This window comes from Paenibacillus sp. CAU 1782, from assembly GCF_054551715.1.
Map to the genome: position 1 here is coordinate 71,390 of NZ_JBTOLL010000019.1, position 19,154 is coordinate 90,543.

The following is a 19,154-nucleotide window of genomic DNA, read 5'->3' on the forward strand; positions in this document are numbered from 1 at the left end:
AGCACCGATTTTCATGAAAATTGCACGAAAACGGAGTTGGTGTTTCTTTTTCGATGAGAGTATAATTCACTTCGTTGGCCTGCGAAGGGCTTGTGGTCTATACCGGAAAATAGACCCAGGCGTTCTCGCTGCCGCCGCCGCATAAGGAAAGTTTCTGCGGTGAAATATAAGCGGAGCATGGCTGTTGCCTGTCCCCCTTATGTTTTTAAAAAAGGAGAGTTGTACACATGCCAATCGGCCTTTTGTATGCTATTGGATTTATTGCGGCACTTGCTTTTGCACTTATTTTGACGCCGCTGGTCAAAAAATTCGCTTTTAAAATAGGGGCCATTGACAAGCCTAATCATCGAAAAGTACATACGCGTATTATGCCGCGTTTAGGCGGACTGGCGATTTATGCCGCGTTTGTGGGAGCATTCCTTGCCGTGTCGCCTTTTATTCCGGAGGGACTGCTTCGTCCCCGCGATGTCAACATGATTAATGCGCTGCTTGTCGGCGGAACCATCATTATTATATTGGGAGCTTTGGACGATCGTTTCGAGCTTTCGGCCAAAGTTAAGCTGTTGGGTCAAATCGCCGCCGCTTGCGTAGTCGTATTTGGCTTCGATGTGCATATCGACCTTGTCAACGTGCCCTTCGGAGAAACAATGCAGCCTATCGCAGAATGGATCGGCATTCCGCTTACGATTTTCTGGATAGTAGGCGTTACCAACGCCATTAACTTGATCGACGGGCTGGACGGACTTGCCGCGGGCGTTTCCGGCATTTCCATCGCAACGATTGCGGTTATGGCCAGTCTGATGGGCTTCCAACCTGTTATTTTGCTCAGCACATTGCTGCTTGGGGGCATTATCGGATTTCTTGCCTTCAACTTTCATCCCGCCAAAATTTTTATGGGTGATTCCGGCTCGCTGTTTCTCGGGTTCAGCTTGGCAACCCTGTCGATGCTTGGGTTCAAGCAAGTGACGATCGTATCATTTGTCACTCCGCTGCTCATTATCGGGGTGCCGCTGTCAGACACATTTTTTGCAATCGTAAGGCGTTGGGTCAACAAAAAACCGATTTTTGCGCCTGACAAAGGCCATCTGCACCATCGTTTGCAGGATCTCGGCTTCAGCCATCGCCGCACGGTGCTTATTATTTGGGGAGTAGCCGCCATCTTTGGCGTGCTTGCTATCGTTCAATCCGCCGTGGTGCAATCCAGCGCGGCAAATTGGATCACGTTCGGCGTTATATGCATGACGATCTTTTTCCTGCAGATCGGCGCGGAATTGATCGGTATTGTAGACAAGTCGCGTCGTCCGCTTATTACGCTGCTGTCCCGCATCCGTTTGAGGCTGCTTAAGACGGGAACCGCAACGCGCGGTAAATAAGCAATTATTCATGAATAAAGCAAACCTCTTGTTCCTGCGGGAACGGAGGTTTTTTTATTGTGGTGTGACTAAACATATAAGGAAGAACAGCCGATAAAAAAGATACAGAACTTTTCGGAAGTTGTTGCGTCTATTAAACCGGGGAGCAAAAAAAGGAGATTGAGGAAAAGGGAGGTTTATTTATAAGAAAGCGGAAGTTGTATGTGGAGTGAAATTGGAGGAAGCTGCAAACCGCGCAGGTTTGTTACGTTACCACATAAGGATATAGGTTTCTGATGTTTTTGGCATAATGCGATTATTTACATAAAGGAGGAACAACGTTTTGAAAAGAGCGCTGGCATTATTTTTGACGTTTGCCTTGATTGTTACCTTGACGCCTATTTATGGCGTATCCCAGCAGGCCCAGGCCGCAGGGTCTTATTTCCTATTCCCGAATGAAAACGCGTCGCGCGAAAATGCTCGTATCGTATCCGCGCAAAACATTGAACTGACGGGTACGATCAACGGAGTAGTAGGCAGCTCCATTAGCTACAATGTAAAACAGGTAACGCCTACGGGCACGGAAAGAGAATTGAATACCACAGAAGAGATTACGACGGGTATTCTGACCACTGGAGACAACCGCATCACGATAAGCAGCGTAATCCTCTTCCCTGGCATGAATAAAATTACGTTCAGGGGCGTTGCGGGTTCTTCGACGGTATCGGAATCCATTTATATCGAATATCGGGACAGCCCGATGCTGTATGATTTGAAGGTTCAGTTTGAAAATCAGGAATACGACCTGCTGGAGGACCAGCCAACCATGCTGTATTCCTCCGCTACAACTGTACAAAGCACGGGTACGATCGTTATTACAGGACGTGCGCCAAACGCGACAAAAGTAAACATCAGCATAAACGGCCGTTCCTACGATTTTAACGTAGCGTCCAATGCCGCCAACACATTCAGGTTCAGCACTTCGCAGCTGACCATTGATAAAGGCATTAACAATGTGACCTTCAAAGTTCACAATGGCGGGCAAATCGTTGAAACGACGCGCCAGATCGCCTTCTACAATGGCGAAGTAACCTATTACGATCTTAAACTGAGCGATGGAGCAAAAACGTCGGCTCTGGATAATAATATGGAGTTTTCGACGACTGCCATAAACGCGCTCTCCATTTCAGGTAAAGCCATTATTCCGCTTCCTTTGTACGATAACGCTGGAGTTGCGATTGACTCCACAAATAATACCGATGTTATGGCGAAGCTGCAGAGCAGCCTGAAGGCGGAGATTCAAGGCATAACGCCTGCGCTAACTCCCAAAACCGGTTCGATTTCTTATTTGCCGAATCCGCTGTTATCTACAACTAAATTTATGACGGTGAGCTTTGCTTACGATTTGCCAACAACGGGCTTGAATTTTGACGTCAAACAATCCGTACGATTTATTGCGCCAAACCTTAACGGCGAAAATACTTCGGCTTGGACAGGCTTCACTCTGCGCAACAGCAGCAGAGCCTACATTTATGATGTCAATTATTTGACGGGCTTTGATGGATCCATGACGACTGCTATTGGCACGGCCAATCGTTCACAGTCTATCAGCGACACTCGTATCCTCAACCTGCAAGGCACGGATATTCCAGCATCCGGTGTGGACGTGTATTCTGTTCCTATGGGTGTGGAAGTTTTGGTAGCCAATTATGATAATTTGAACACCAATCTAGCGGATTTAATCGAGGTTGGTTTAAGCGGAAGCGCCACGGGGCTAACTTACAAAATGGTCATGAGAAGTTCCGCCGGCACAAGCACAGAGGCGTTAAGCCAAATTGTTACCCAGCAGGTAAACGGTGAAACCATTACGCTTAAACGAGTATTCTTCGAAATTCAGAAGCTGCCCAGATCCGGTACCAACACGCTGTTATTCAAGCTTGCTACTAGCACTAATGCAAGCACAGCTACGGTAACAGTAATTGCAAGACTGCTGTACGGACCTTATGTCAAATACGATTCTATCGTTAACGGCGGCGACGTCAGACATGATTCCGCATCAGGCTCAACAGCCGCATTGTTGGCGCAACTGAGCAATTTTAGAGGACAACTTTTCAACATTACAAATACCGATGAAATTGCTTATAAAACAACAACCGGTACCGGAGCAAAGAAACAATCGGTATTTATGTATATTAACAATGTAGAAGTTCCGCTAGTTGCGGTCACTGAAGACGGAATCACCAATATCACCAAGTTTGTTCCAGAAGCCATTGCAAGCAACAATGCAGCTGATATTAGCGCACTCTTAAATATTTTGAATAAAGCCGGAGAAAACACGATTAAATTTGTGTTTCTGTCAACAAACAACAATTACGAAAGCACAATGAGATTTAATATCGTGCCTACCAACCTGCCGATGGTGCCTGCCGAAAACACGGACGGCGTATATCCTTACACGACAGGTGCTTGGCCGCCAGTATCCACAGATGCCAATTTCAGCGGACAAAACGGCGTTTACACTACAAAGGAAGCGCGTTTTGATGTGTTCGGCACATTCGACTTTATTGACCTTGGCAACTCTTTGAATCAATTGAGCACTACTTACGGCAACATTACCAATAAAACGGACTATAAAGTTACCATCTCCAATGCAGACTGGTCGACTACCGTTGATTGGGACCTGAGCAAACAAATGAAAGTCGTTAATCCGGACCGGAGCATTGTGACCAATGCCAGCAGTCCTACTGGAGATCATTTGGTATATGGCGGCGCTACTGCGGTTACGCCGGACGCCAATGTAACGTTTTTTTACGATTATGCAAAAGAAAGCTTCATGTTCAGAATCGAAGGTCAGGAAATGCCGGCTGACGGCAGTACGATGGTGTACGTCATTACGGTGTTTAACGCTGGCGAAAACGGTCCTCGCGCAACTTACCGGCTTGAGGTAAGACCGATTTCGATTCCTTACACGATTCACGCGCCTGTCACCGAAGAGCGCACAACGAATAAAAACTTTGTTGAGGTTATTATCAGCTCGCCGGGCGCTGATTCCATCACTGTCGGCAAGGATAAAGCCGAAAAAATTACGTTCCGCGAATATAATGGCAGCGCGGATATTAACGGAACCGCAATTGAAGCATTCCGTGCCGTCGTTAAGGATTTAAGGGCGAATCGGGATACCAAAATATCGTTTACGATTACGCGGGGCGATGATACCATCAAGCAGGATATGACGGTCAAGTATGTTCCAACGAACATACCGGGCGCGCAAATGCTGGCGACGATGGCTTCGAGCCACAAGATGTTCAACAATGCCTTGACGTTAACCTTTACCAAGGGAACGCAGCTTATACGGCCCGGCTACAACGATTCCGTCAATCATGCGACGCAGGTTTATAACGGCAACGAAATTCTATTTGCCATAGCGAACCCGAATGACGGCATCGTGGACAGGCACATGTACGAGGGACAACCGGCCAACTATTCGGCGAACAGTCAGGCGGAGGGCAACCTCCATATCGGCTATCGCTTCCAGGATCAGGCGCGCCAGTTTATTAAGGCGAGTCCTCTGTTCTGGATTGACGGAGGTTTGGCGGACGATCCTTCGACGGCATCCTATGATCCCATTACGACTGGCATCGATCCATTCCCGTTTGATAATTACGACGGCAAATATATCAAGTCGTTTACAAGCCGCTGGAATGAGTTTGGACTGGAATTGAAGCCAAGCGCGGCCGGTAGTCTGACGCTTACCTATGACAGCAACATTGTTCAAAGCGCAGGCACTACAATTACTGTATTCCGATTTGATCCTTTTAATAGCACGTGGGAGAACATCGGAGGCGTCGTTGACGAGAAGAAACGGACGATTACAGTTCCGTTCACTAAGTTCGGTTATTACGTAGCCGGCAAATTAACACGCGGCTTTAACGACATTACGGATCATCCGTATGCTCGTGAAGCAATGGAAGCTATTTATTCCAAAGGCGTTATGAATGCAATCGATCCGACTGGACTATTCGGCGGCGACCGTTATGTCACGCGCGGCGAATTTACTCGCATGATTGTACGGGCGCTTGAAATGGATTTGAACTATTCAGGCGATCTGCATTTCTCTTATTATCCGGAAACGATGACTAATGCCAATAATTCAACCGCTCTATATGACTATCGATACATCGAAACAGCAGCAAGAGCCGGTATCGTTAACGGCAAGCGTCCAGGCTTCTTCGATGAAGATGTCGAGCTGAATCGCCAAGAGGCCGCTACGATTTTGGCCAGGGCGCTGCAATTGAAGCTGGAGACGGACTCTACAAAAGCCAAAGCGCAGTTGGACAAGGCGTTTAAGGATTCCGGAAGCTTTGACTTCTATTCTGTTCCGCCGGTGCTGGCGATTCAGAAGAAAGGTTTCATCCAAGGTAAAGCAGTGAACCCGAACGATCTGAAGGAAGGTTACGTGTTTGAGCCTAAAGCACGCCTTCTCAGAAGTGATGCGGCAATCATCATGGCCCGCGTCATGAACGATATGAAGAAACTTCCGAAAATCTACAATTGATTTTAGCGCCAATACAGGCGCTGTGGCGGGGGAGCAACCCATTAGGGGGTGCTCCCCTTGCTTACCGCAATTAAGCCTATTAATGGCGGTTATTCCAACTATGTTGGATCATGATTCAAATACTGTTTATTGTGGTTAGAGAGTGTTATAGCCTCGCAGGTGCAAACATATCCATGGAAAAAGTTAAGCATCGACGATAGGACTAGAAACAAGCTATACTGACATAGTCCCAGATGAAGTTGCAGAGGTCCAGACGTACTTTGACAAAAGGGAGTACCATATCGGTTTGCAGTCCAAAATGCGTGTTTTGCAATCTGAAAAAAGTCTCAGAAAACTTTTTTGAGAATATCGCAACTTTTTGGCGAAACCGGCGTTTAAATACATGTGATTGTTTCAAATGCCCTTTTGTGATGAATTGATGGATTTTATGGAAAACCAATTGGAATGAATTCACAAGTTCCTCTTTACGGTTCCAAAAGCCCATTGTATAATGTTATAGTGATGCGGATAGTCTAGCATCTATTCTTTCATGGTTTACAAGTTTCTACGGCATGACTTGTACAAGGGTTACCATGTACGTAGACATCATTTATACCAATTTATGCTCAACTCTGGGAAGGGGGTGAATCGGCTATGAGGGAAACGAGCAATACATTAAGTAAACAAAACTCTCAACAACCGAAGCAATTTAGAGGAGGAGAAAAAAAGGTTATGAAGAAAAGTTTATCCTTGCTGGTTGCGATTGCCATGGTATTCTCCATGTTCGCAACTGTAGTATCCGCAGCTGGTCCTGCTGAAGGCCAAACTGCTGGTCAATACCTGAATCAACTCGGCGTTATCAAAGGTAATGGTACTGATCTGAAAGAAGATCAAACTTGGAAACGTCAAGATATCGTAGTTCTGCTGTCCCGCTTGCTGGGCGTAGAAGCAGCTGCTAAAGCAACTGCTAAAGGCCATGAGTTCACAGACGTAACTGACGCTAACTACGACGGTTACATCACTTGGGCAGTTAAAGAAAACCTGGTACAAGGTAAAGGTAACGGCAAATTCGGTTACAACGATGAGCTGAAAACCCAAGAGTTCTACGCACTTGTACTGCGCGCTTTCAAACTTGACGTAGCTTATGACGACGTTCCAGCTAAAGCTGTTGAACTGAAACTGGCTGCTGAAGGTACTGACTTCGCTGCTATTCCTACTCGTGGCGCTACTTACTCCACAGTAGTAACAGCTCTGAACACTGTAGTTCCTGGCACTGGTAAAACTCTGGGTGAAGTTCTGGGTCTGATCCAAGTTACTGAGCTGGCAATCAGCACTGTAACTCAAACAGGCAAAGGCGAAATCACTGTGGCTTTCAACAAAGCAACTACTGCTGACGAGCAAAAAGCTCTGACTGCTAAAGTAGCTAACGGCGCAGTTCCTTACACTGTAACTACTAAATGGACTGAAGAAGGCAGAAACCTTGTTCTGACTTCCACTTACCTGCCAGCAGCTAAGTACACTGTTACTGTAGGCGAATTCGCTGCAGTAGAAGTTACAATCGTAGACGAAGTTCCAACTAAACTGGAAATCGGCGCGACTACTCTGCAAAAAGCTGACGGTCAAGATCTGAAAGTTAAACTGTTCAACCAGTTTGACAAAGAAGTTACAAATGCTTCGCTGAACATCACTGTTTTCAATGCTACTTATGGCAAAAGCGTTCCAGTATCGAGCGGCAAAGTTAACCTGCTGAGCGACAACGTTTCTCGCGTAGGCGACACTGTTGTTGTTAATGCTTCGAACACAACTGGTCTGAATGCTTCCAAATCTTTCCAAGTAGTAGCTGGTAGCGCAGCAACAGTTGTTAAATTGAGCGCTCCAACTCCACTTAAAGACAAAACTCGTATCTCTGTTAACGAAGAAGGTATCGTTCTTCCGTACACATTGACAGACCAATACGGCGGCAACATTGTTCTTACTGATACTAGCGGTTATGTAACTGTTGGCGCTGACAGAACTGTAGTTCTTAACGGAATTACTTTCCTGGTAAGTGACATCAATGCTGTTACTGCTTTCTCCGTTGATAAAGACGGCGTTCTGAGAATCAAAACCGGTTCCCAAGCAGGTACTGTTGTTGTTAGCGCAATGAACGCAGCTGTAGCTAACGCTTTCAGCTCCATCAACTTCAATGTATCTTCTTCTGCTGCTGTTAAGAGCCTGAACCTTCAAATCCCTGCTACTCTGGTAGCTGGTAGCGAAGAGTTCGTGATTCCTTACACTGCAATCGATACTTTTGATCAACCAATCGCTGCTAAAGATCTGAGCTTGTCTAACGTTACAATCAACTCTGCTGGCGTTGACTTTGCTGCTGGTTACCCAAGATTGAATGCAAAAGGCGAACTGGTAGGTAAATTTGTTTCTGTAACTGACAACAGAAAATATGCTTTCATTACTGCAATCAGCACTACTACTTTCCAACAAGTAGGAAGCGTACAAATCGAAGTTAACAAAGATGCAACTGTTGAGAAAATCAACGGTTTGAACATCGCAAAATACTTCGCAAACTCTGGTTCCGCTGAGCTTAAGGCTGACCAAATCACTTACCGTGATTCTTATGGCCGTACTAAAAAAGTAGCTAACCTGTCTGATGTGACTATCGCATTGACAACTCCAGCTAACAATACAGATGCACTGACTCTTACTGGTGCAGATCTGGCGGCTCATGCTTCGCAAACAGGCGAAGTTAAAGTTAAGATCACTTATGGTACAAACGCTGATACAAGCGAAACTTTCACAATCAATGTTATCAAAAACGAAGATGTGAAAAACTTTGCTCTTAAAGCTGTAGGCACATTGTTTGCTGGTACTGCTCCAACTGGCATTGCTGCTGAAAAATACGAAAAAACAGTTGAACTGGTTGGTAAAACTGCTTCTAACGATGATGTAGTTATTAACCAAACTACTGCTTTTGACCTTGTAACTTCCAGCAAGCCAAGCATTGTTCAAGTAGCAGTAGCTAGCCCTAAAACAGTTAAAGCTCTTGATGCTGGTACATCCGTACTTGCAGCATTCAAAGACGGCAAAAAACTTGCTGAAGTTGAAGTAACTGCTTCGAAAGATGCTCCTGTAGCAACAACTGTATCGTTCGAGAATGGCGAATATCATTTGACAACTGCAACTAACTTTGCAGCTGAAATCAAAGTTAAAGACCAATATGGTGTTGATTTGACTGCAGGTACTCACTTTGCTGGCTTCCTGTCTTCCGACAACACTAAGGTTGCAACTGTATCTGGCACTACTGTAACTCCAGTTGCTGGTGCAAAAGGTACTGCAACAATCACTTACCTGACTACAACTGGCGCTAGCGCTACAACTGTAGTTTACCAAGACTAATCATTAACGGTTGTCTTGCAAAAACAAGCAGAGCATATGCTCTGCTTGTTTTTTTGTACGCTAAAAAATTTAACATACATAAAAACGAAACAAATCCCCTGTGTTTTACGTTTAATATAATAGCTATTACATAGGAGGTCGAATCATGAAAACAAGATGGATCAAGGCTGGAGCTGCTGTATTAACAGCTAGCGCGATTATGCTACATACCGATATCCCTTTTTCTACAGTGCAAACAGTCCAAGCCGCTTCAGCAAGTTTTATTAATCAAAGTGTAAAATTAAATTCATCCACTGTTCTAACACTTGAAAATGCTCAATTTTTAATGCAAGAAAATGGCCGGGTATTATCCTATACTGTATTAATTACGAATAATGGAAATTCGGAACTCATGCTCAATGACTATTGGGTTCGGGTGAAAACAGCATCTGGCAAATCATTTTCAACAAAAATTTCAGAGATAGATAAAAATGTGAGATCGGTTGCCCCAAAAACAAGCAAATATTTAACCTATTACTCGTATGTTGATAATTCCACAAAGCTATCTGATTTAAAGTTTAATGTCATTGCTTTCGATTTTTCGGTAGCTGGATACGAGCGTAATTTGGGAACGATTCAATATTCAAAAAATGCAAGTGAATCGACTGCTGTTGGTAAGGCTTCCACTATGTTGTATAACAATGTTAAGCTGTCTTCCAGCATTAGCAATTATTCTTTAACTCAAGATCAGAGTAATGTCTATTTACACCTTAACTATAAATTAGAAAATCAGGGCTTTAATGCAGCTGATCTAACTAATTTCAACTTATTTATTCAAAGCAAAGACCAGGCTGTTTATCCGGTAGTCGTAAGTGAGTTGGCTGGTCAAAGCTTGCAGCCTAAACAGCAAAAAAATATATCTTTGCATATTACATTGCCGAAGTCTCTTATAGGACAGACACTTAATCTTATTCCGGCTGTGAAGGAAGCATCTTCAAATGTTATGTTGCCATTAGGATCATTTTCTATTCCAGTTGTTAAGGATTCTACTCAAACTGAAATAGGTAAAGTAAAGAGTGTATATTTTGAAGGGGAAAAAGTGAACACATTCCTAGACTCCGCTTTGGTAGAGAGGAATGCATCTAATAATACGGTTACTTTGCAATACGCAATAAGAAATGTTGGAAAGCTTTCTGTAAATTATCCTAACTTCTCATTTGCTTTAATAACTGACACAGGGATTTCTTATCCTTTAACCTACAAAAAAAGCGAAGAGACTTTAAACAAATTAGCTCCGCAAATGAGGGAAGTTGTGGAAATAACCGGAACAATTCCTTCCACTCTCGACTTATCTAAAGCAAAACTCATGGTTAAGTCAGGAATCGCAGATAAAAATGATGGGTATGTTCTGGGAAGCTATAAAATTCAAACTAGCCAACAATCAGGCACACTTGCCAGCAGCTATAAATATGGTGAGTTTAATGTAGCTGTAAATGGTATTTTCAGAACTGCGACATCGACCAATGACTTGCTGGTGGCCGATATTAATATTCAAAATAACGGTAGTACGAGTAAAGCTGTACCACAGCTTTCAGGCTATTTTATGATTAATGGTGTAAAAGTAAACGATACACTTGCAAAAGTGAATCTAGATAACAATGTAGCGATAGCTCCAAAGGGAACGCATAATGTAGCCGTAGCTGCGAATATTCCTTATGATTCTAAAATTGATAACATTACATTTGTTTTAACTGAAAAAAATGGCGAATCTGAAAAGGTGTTATATCGCTATGCGGGTAAACAAGTGAATTCAATTCCGGAGCTTACAACAAATGCTTTGTATAGCATCAGTAATTCCGGGCGTAAAGCAGATGCTCAAATCACCAAAATGGCCGTTTATGAGGGCAAACTTGATAACTACTTCTACACTGAACTTGCAGTAACGAATAAAGAAGTACGTGCATCGCAATTAGCAGAGTATAGCGGATATCTGAAAGATGAAAATGGTCAAATCATACCATTAACTTTTGCAAAATTAACTCCCAAAATCGATCCTAACGGAAAAGTATTAATATCTGCTTGGGCAAAAACGAGAAAAAATGTCGACCTGAATACATTTGAAATGGTACTGGGTCAAACCGCTACAATATCTCAAGGAAGCACTCCAGAACAAAGCAGTAGTATTGTGATCAAACCTGTGAAATACAACCTGGGTAATCTTGAGGTTTCAAATTCGCAAAAATCATTGTTGAATGTTCCTTTTGCGGGATACAATTTCAGCATGAAAAGAGTAAATGCCCTTCTTAATGTAACAGGTATGTATACAGTTACCGGGCTCAAACTTACCTTTGATTATGACTTAGTCAAAAATACAAACTATGATTATATTGCCGGGGATCATAAGTTGTTGATTGAATTTGTCGATCAAAGCAGCGGAACGCCTACTTATTCAAAGCAATTTACCTTTGGAACTCCAGAGAATGGGGAAACTAAAATAGAAGAAGCGCTGAATCGTTCCCAAGAAATCATTTTTGAGGATGCTGCTATTCAAATGAAAGTACAAAATTACGATAACTACATTATCAATATTTATGATGTGTTCCAGGATGCGAAGATACTTGTAGCATCCAAAGAACTGAAATGGTTTACGACAGAGTAAACTTCTTATACTACACATCCATCTTTAAATCTAGTATGCTACTGATAAAGCTAACTAGATTGAGAGGAGACAGAAGTAGTGAAAGTTAAAGCTATAAAAATCGCAAGCGCAGCTGTTTTGGTGACAGCAGGCGTTACAGTAGGAATGGTAATGGCAAAGCCGTTTGAAGCTAATTCGGCCGCAACGCCAGGTACTGTGAATGACCCTGTTGTAACAAAAAGCTATGTTGACGAGCAAATTGCCAAGCTTGCCGCAAACGGTTCAGGTAGCGGTAACTCGGGCAATACAGGATCGGGCAATACGGGTGGAAGCAGCGAGAGCGTAAAGCTTGAGGTTGTTGAAATACCGGTTGGCAAAACGTTAATGGCTGGCGCCGGCGCTGAAGTTGTTGTTCGCGTAGGCAAGGCTGTGGCTTTCAGCACTACTACAGATGGTTTATCCGATCTGACGGATGGCATTGATATCAAAAGCGGGAAAGATGTGCCTAAAAATCATTTGATCTGGTTCCCGCGCGACGGTCGCGGCATCCAAGGCCATCCCGATGAAACTGCACCGTTAACGGTTCTTGTAAAAGGAAGCTACACATTGCGCTAAAATTTTGGTTATCTGCTATTATGTCTGAATTGATAACGAAGTATTTACATTCAAATTTAAAGGAAAAAATAAACAGGCTGTCTCAACTTCGTAGTGAAGTGGGGCAGCTTGTTTTATTTTATAGCGACATCTGGAATCGATGTTATATTTTGCGCGTGCTGACAATAGGTTATACGCTTGAGACATACGGAATTGATGCACACTATGCCTGTATTTAAGCTATAAGGAGGCGTAGAAAAATGAGCCGGTCAAATAAAATTGTCGTACGTGAAAGCAAATCCGTATTAGATGGAATGAAGTATGAAATAGCAGCTGAACTTGGGCTGTTTAACGGTGGTTACACTGGAGCAGGAGACGCAGATACAGAATTCGCAGGCGAACTGGGATCAGTTTCTGGCAGCAGTGGGTCTGCCGGTCATGTACACTGGTCCACTTTATCTACTCGTCAAGCGGGTTCCGTTGGCGGAGAAATGACGCGTCGGCTGATTGCTCAAGCGGAGCAAGTATTGAAGTTATAGCTTTGGCAGTGGACCTTCGTCCATTGACACTAATGAACATTTTAGGTATCATGTGTTTTTAGAAGAAGAGTTGTCGAACAACCTTTTCCTTCGCGGAAAAGGTTCGTTTTTTGTAGAGCATAAAATTGAATTTGCAGGAGGTTGATAAGATTGTCCATTAAAGGCCGTCATTTATTTACATCCGAGTCAGTTACCGAAGGGCATCCCGACAAAATTTGCGACCAGATCTCTGATGCGGTCCTGGACGCGTTTCTTGAAGCGGACCCCCATGCGCGAGTTGCCTGTGAAGTTTCTGTAGCAACAGGTCTTGTGCTAGTCATTGGTGAAATCAGCAGCAAAGCGGATTTTATCGACATTTCCAGTATTGTGCGCCGCACAATTAAGGATATTGGCTATACTCGCGCCAAATACGGTTTTGACGCAAGCACTTGCGCGGTATTGACCTCGCTTAACGAGCAATCCGCAGATATCGCCCAAGGCGTAAATGCGGCGTTGGAAACACGCGAAGGTAAGGACATGAAGCAAGAAAACGAAGATATCGGCGCAGGCGACCAAGGTTTGATGTTTGGTTTCGCTACTAACGAAACCCCTGAACTGATGCCGCTTCCAATCGCGCTTTCACACCGGATTGCCCGCAGGTTGTCCGAAGTTCGTAAAGACAATACGCTTGGCTATCTTCGTCCAGACGGAAAAACACAAGTTACGATTGAGTATAAAGACGGAAAGCCGGTTCGTGTGGATACTATTGTTGTGTCTACACAGCATGCTGAAGATATTACGCTGGAGCAAATTCAAAGCGATATTATGGAGCATGTAATCAAGCCGGTGGTTCCGGTTGAATGGCTGGATGAAGCAACAAAATATTTTATTAATCCGACAGGCCGTTTCGTAATTGGCGGGCCTCAAGGCGACGCCGGCTTAACCGGCCGTAAAATCATCGTTGATACGTATGGCGGCTATGCTCGCCATGGCGGAGGCGCGTTCTCCGGCAAGGATCCAACAAAAGTAGACCGTTCAGCGGCTTACGCAGCCCGTTATGTGGCTAAAAACATCGTGTCTGCTGGACTGGCCGACAAATGCGAAATCCAGCTAGCTTATGCAATCGGTGTAGCTCAGCCGGTGTCGATTAATGTGGATACTTACGGAACAGGTAAAGTGGCTGAAGAAAAGCTGGTTGAGCTGATTATCAAAAACTTTGACCTGCGCCCTGCCGGCATTATTAAAATGCTGGATCTACGCCGTCCGATTTACGCCCAGACAGCGGCATATGGCCATTTTGGACGTACGGATGTCGATCTGCCCTGGGAACGTGTGGATAAAGCAGATAAACTGAAGGCGGAAGCTGAACTTTAATCTGTCGTTTAGTATGGATAAAGCAGCCGGGTTTTATGCTAGACTTGGTGCTGCGTGCAACTTTCGAGCCGTTTACAGCGTCTTCCAGTCAGGATGCTGCAAACGGCTTTTTGCTATTCCCATACATAACCTAAAATTTTGGAGACAAAAAGCCGACAAATAAAGTACGAGTGTATTAGTTGAGGAGTGAATCCAGAAATGAATCAAACCCGCAAGCTGTCACTGTTTATCGCCATCCTATTGATCCTGCAGCTTGGCGTCCCCGGCTGGTCGCCCGATCATAAAGCAAGCGCTGCAACAAGCGGTCCCTTGGATATCAGCCTATATCCGTCGGCTAATATGAGTAATGCGCCGATTAACTCCAAGCTGAAAATCGTTTTTGACGAGAATGTACGACTGGGAGCTTCAACAACTTTTGTCCATTTGTATAAGACGGCGGATAATTCATTAGTGGAAAGTATAAGCGCCACTTCCGGGCGTATTTCCATTACATCATCAAATAATAGCGAAGTAACAATCAGTCCAACCAGCAATTTTCTGCCTTTTACCGAATATTATGTCTTAATCGATGCGGGCACATTCCTTAATGTGTCGAATGGGGCTGCATACGCCGGTATTCAAAGCGCAACCAAATGGAAATTTAGCACATCGGGAACTGCAGATACGACCAGGCCGCAATATGTAACCCGTGGTCCGGAAGGTTCGCTGGCAAACGTGCCGATGACTGCTTCAATCTACATAACGTTTAATAAACCCGTCTATGCTGCATCCGGCAACATTGTGCTTCGCTCCAGAGACAATGTCGACAACCGGCAAATACCGGTTACTTCGGCAAGCGTCACGGGAAGCGGTTCGACCCAGATCACAATTACACCGGATACCGCTTTGCAGCCTTTGACCACCTACGATGTGATTATATCGCAAGGCAATTTCGAAGATGCAACCGGCAATAGCTTTGCTGGCACAAGCTGGACCTTTGCAACGGCTCAAGCTCCCGTTAACCTGGCGGCGGTAAATCCGTTTACCCCGGCGGCTAACGCCACCTTGGTACCAATCGAGACGAGTTTGACGATTAATTTTGATCAAAATGTTTATGCCAATGGCGGAAAATACATTGAATTGCGGCGGGTTAGCGACAATGTGGCGGTACAACGCATTCAAGCCATCAATACGTCGCGTGTTACCGTTAACGGAAGCACAGTAACGATTCGTCCGGAATCCAGCCTGGCGCCAAATACAGCTTACTATGTGTGGATTGAGCCGGGAGCATTCTCCAAGCCCGCACCTAGTAACAGCGAATGGTTTTATGGCATCTCCTCGGCTACGGTTTGGCAGTTTACGACAGGATACGGCTATGATAATTCACCGCCGGTTATTCAAACGTTGGCTCCCGTATCGGGAGGTTCAATTAACAATGTTAATGGCACGTTGTCGATCGCCTTTAACGAAGAGGTGTACCCAAGCAGCGGCAATATCGAAATTCGGCAAGTCACCGGGAACACGCTGTTCCGCTCCATTCCCATCACCTCAACGCGCGTTAAGGGAGGGGGAACGAAGCAACTGGTTATAGATGCAACCAGCTATGTATCAGCGGGAGACCCGGCCAAAAGCTTTATTAATAATACAAGGTATTATGTGACAATAGGCAATCGGGCGCTGCGTGACGGTGCAGGCAATTATTTTGCCGGTATTTCCAGCACAAGCGGTTGGACATTTACAGTTACGCAAGACGGCACCCGTCCTAATGTGCAATCCTTAAGTCCGGCTACAGGAGCAACAGCCGTAGGGCTGCAGCAAAGCTTTGCGGCACTTTTTGATAAGCCAATTGTTGTTGGCAGCGGAGGGGTCACGTTTATACCAACGGGCACAAACGCCGGCAATGCAACGACAGTTTCTGGTACGAAGCAAATTGATCCCAATAACGCGCGTCAATTGTTGATTACGCCTAACAGCGCGCTTGTCGAAAATACGCGTTACTACATCAATATGGATGAAGGAGCCGTTACCGATCTGGTGGGGAACTCGTTTGTCGGCATCCTCAACCAGTATCAATGGGAGTTTCTGACGATTGGCGGCGACAAAACACCGCCTTCGCTTTCCCGGTCCGAAGTGAGCGGCTCTGTAATCCGGCTGATCTATAATGAGCCATTGAATGCTAACCTGGCTCCTTCTCCAGCCAGCTATTATGTGACGGTTGCCGGTGCGCCGCGTAATGTATCGGCTACTAAGATCGAAGGCAATATGGTAACTCTGACGCTTGCCAGCGCTGTTGCCTATACCCAAAAGGTTGTGTTGTCCTATACGAAACCTGCCAATGGCCTTGTACAGGACTTGTCTGGTAACCAGGCGGAAAGCCTGAGCGGGGTTGAGGTGACAAATGGTTATTCAAACACAAACCCGACCGTAACTAGCGGTTCGGCTTCAGGCAATACGGTGGTGCTTAATTTCAGCGAGCAGCTGCTTTCTGTCAGCCCCTATGCGTATACGCAATTTTCGGTTACGGTTGGCGGAACCCGCTACAACCCGACAGCAATCTGGCATAGCGGGAACGTGATCCAGTTGACCATAAGCGGTACGATCGCTAGCGGGCAAACCGTTCTGGTATCCTATGCGCCCGGCAGTTACGCTCTTATGGGCAGCTCCGGCAATTCCGTAGGTTCGTTCAGCAATTATAATCCGGCAACGGGTTCGGGAAGCGGCACCGGCACGGGCGTCGATACGACGGCCCCATATGTGCTTTATGTGACCGCAAGCGGAACATTAGTCACGATCAAGTATAATGAAATACTGAACCCATCCAGAATTCCGGGAACCTTCCAATACAGCGTATTGGTTGACAACGCGGTCCGGTCCATCAATTCGATCACAGTAGCGGGAGATTCTGTGCTGCTTAATCTATCGTCTGCCGTGACGGCATCGCAAACGGTAAAAGTCAGCTATGTCGGTTCAAGCACGGGCGTGTCCGATTATCGCAGCAATGCAGCCGCTTCGTTCACTGGTTTGGTCGCAAACAGCGGCACGGGAACCGGCGGTACGGGGACGGCGCCAGCGCTCCAAGGAGCTATTGCCAAAGGCGCGGCACTTACATTGACATTTAATACAACGCTCGACCCATCCTCCATTCCGGCAACCAGCCAGTTCCTGGTTCGTGTAAAAGGGCAGGTGCGGATGGTTAGCAGCGTCCAGGTGATAGGAACAACTGCAGTCCTGACGTTAGCTTCTCCCATTAATGTTGCAGAAACGGCGGATGTGACTTATTATGGCACGGGAACGACTTTGAAATCCGCCACCGGCATAAATGTCGGGCCGTTCTCGAATACAACGATTGCCAATCAGACAACATTGCTGGATACGCTGACCGGAGATTATGAAGCATCGGATGGCGGCGGAGTCGCCATTAAGTCGACCGGCGCAACTATAATGACGGATTCCTCGCCGGCAGGGGTGCAAGCTAATCGCTATACAGTGGATCAAGGGAAGTTTGTAACGGCGGTTACGACATCCCGTGATGCGGGCATTGCAAGTCCGCGTGTAGCCTTCAAAGTACCAGAGGGGCAAAATGCCGCGTTAGTGGCGATTTCGTTGATTCCGCTCGAAATGGCGAGCAAGCAAGGAAATGTAACGTTTGCCGTAGAATATGGCGACATCACGTACGAGCTTCCGCTGAGCACACTGAATTTCTCCCAGTTGTCGAGAATGGCTGGCGGAAATGGGGTTTCCAATCTACTGTTGATTGCCATTGACAAGGGATCTAATTCATTGACTTCGGCGTTGTCCACCGCGCTGAACTCGTCGAAAGCAACGACAATGTCCAACCCGGTTCATTTTGAGGTCATGGTGGTCAATGGTTCAACGAAGGAAAAGGTGGAGACTTTCAGCGGTTATGTCGGACGGTCCATGAAAATTCCATCGGCTTCGGACACAACGCAAATCTCCGCAGTGTGGCTTGATCCCGTAACGGGCACGTTGTCTTATGTGCCAACGGTATTCAAAACAACGAATGGAGTAACGACGGCTACCTTCAAACGTCAGGGCAATAGCGCATATGCCATCGTTAGAAATTCGTCCACCTTTACGGATATAGCCAAACACTGGTCGAAAGACACCGTCGAAATGATGGCGCGCAAATTTATCGTTGAAGGCCGCACAGTGACGGCTTACGATCCGGATAAACCGATTACCCGTGGCGAGTTTGCAACCTATATTGCCAAAGGCTTAGGGCTGACAGGCGATCGTACGGCCGCGGCAAAATTCAAGGACGTAAACAAGGATACAGCGATGGGGGCCTATATTGGCGCTGCCGCTGCCGCAGGAATTGTTAACGGGGTGGACAGCAGCAACTTTAAACCCAACAGCTTCATTACGCGTCAGGATATGGCGACTATGATGATGCGCGCGGCCAAGGTTGCGGGCATGACGGTCACTCTGCCATCATCCGAAAATTCGTATCTGCAGGCTTTCAACGATAACGGTCAAATCAGCTCTTATGCAAAAACCAATATGGCTCAAGCGATCTACCTTGGCATCATCAACGGGAAAAGCAGTACGCGTCTGAGCCCGACAGCTAACGCGACCCGTGCCGAAGGAGCCGTTATGATTATGCGGCTTCTGGAGAAGGCGGAATTGTTAAGTCAGTAAGAGAAATAGGGCAAGATCAAAATTTGTGATCGTTTCTAGCCCAATGTAGGTCAGCCTTGAAACACGTAACCTAATCGTGTTCGCTAAAGCCGCTGCTCAAGCTAATGACTTGGGCAGCGGCTTTTTTTTGTCGATAA

Annotated in this window: 8 protein-coding genes; all 8 read left to right on the forward strand. The window is 45.7% G+C overall.

The window, feature by feature from the left end; translation table 11 throughout:
- Positions 1 to 233: 233 nt before the first annotated feature.
- The 8 genes from ACX93W_RS23750 to ACX93W_RS23785 all read left to right on the forward strand — a co-directional run bounded on the left by ACX93W_RS23750 (position 234) and on the right by ACX93W_RS23785 (position 19,017).
- Positions 234 to 1,373 (forward strand): glycosyltransferase family 4 protein, encoded by a 1,140-nt coding sequence (locus tag ACX93W_RS23750; protein ID WP_459394882.1) that lies wholly within the window; start codon positions 234 to 236, stop codon positions 1,371 to 1,373.
- A gap of 322 nt (positions 1,374 to 1,695) precedes the next feature.
- Complete coding sequence (locus tag ACX93W_RS23755; RefSeq protein ID WP_459394868.1) at positions 1,696 to 5,907, forward strand: S-layer homology domain-containing protein; 4,212 nt, start codon at positions 1,696 to 1,698, stop codon at positions 5,905 to 5,907.
- 633 nt (positions 5,908 to 6,540) lie between these two features.
- Positions 6,541 to 9,276 (forward strand): S-layer homology domain-containing protein, encoded by a 2,736-nt coding sequence (locus ACX93W_RS23760; protein WP_459394869.1) that lies wholly within the window; start codon positions 6,541 to 6,543, stop codon positions 9,274 to 9,276.
- Between the two features lie 145 nt (positions 9,277 to 9,421).
- The gene (locus tag ACX93W_RS23765) at positions 9,422 to 11,914 is read left to right on the forward strand and encodes a hypothetical protein (RefSeq protein WP_459394870.1); all 2,493 of its coding nucleotides are present in this window, start codon (positions 9,422 to 9,424) and stop codon (positions 11,912 to 11,914) included.
- A gap of 78 nt (positions 11,915 to 11,992) precedes the next feature.
- Positions 11,993 to 12,508 carry a hypothetical protein gene (locus ACX93W_RS23770; protein ID WP_459394871.1) on the forward strand — a complete coding sequence of 172 codons (516 nt, stop codon included), beginning with the start codon at positions 11,993 to 11,995 and terminating at the stop codon, positions 12,506 to 12,508.
- 239 nt (positions 12,509 to 12,747) lie between these two features.
- Positions 12,748 to 13,026 (forward strand): small, acid-soluble spore protein, alpha/beta type, encoded by a 279-nt coding sequence (locus ACX93W_RS23775; RefSeq protein ID WP_459394872.1) that lies wholly within the window; start codon positions 12,748 to 12,750, stop codon positions 13,024 to 13,026.
- 150 nt (positions 13,027 to 13,176) lie between these two features.
- Complete coding sequence (metK, locus tag ACX93W_RS23780; protein WP_459394873.1) at positions 13,177 to 14,379, forward strand: methionine adenosyltransferase; 1,203 nt, start codon at positions 13,177 to 13,179, stop codon at positions 14,377 to 14,379.
- A gap of 198 nt (positions 14,380 to 14,577) precedes the next feature.
- A complete protein-coding gene (locus ACX93W_RS23785) occupies positions 14,578 to 19,017 on the forward strand; it encodes an Ig-like domain-containing protein (RefSeq protein ID WP_459394874.1) in 4,440 nt (1,479 codons plus the stop codon).
- The last annotated feature ends 137 nt before the right edge of the window (positions 19,018 to 19,154 follow it).

What these genes read in the sequence shown, in the direction of transcription:
- ACX93W_RS23785 (WP_459394874.1), top strand. Translation starts at nt 14,578, where the DNA reads ATGAATCAAACCCGCAAGCTGTCACTGTTTATCGCCATCCTATTGATC.
- ACX93W_RS23760 (WP_459394869.1), top strand. Translation starts at nt 6,541, where the DNA reads ATGAGGGAAACGAGCAATACATTAAGTAAACAAAACTCTCAACAACCG.
- ACX93W_RS23775 (WP_459394872.1), top strand. Translation starts at nt 12,748, where the DNA reads ATGAGCCGGTCAAATAAAATTGTCGTACGTGAAAGCAAATCCGTATTA.
- ACX93W_RS23765 (WP_459394870.1), top strand. Translation starts at nt 9,422, where the DNA reads ATGAAAACAAGATGGATCAAGGCTGGAGCTGCTGTATTAACAGCTAGC.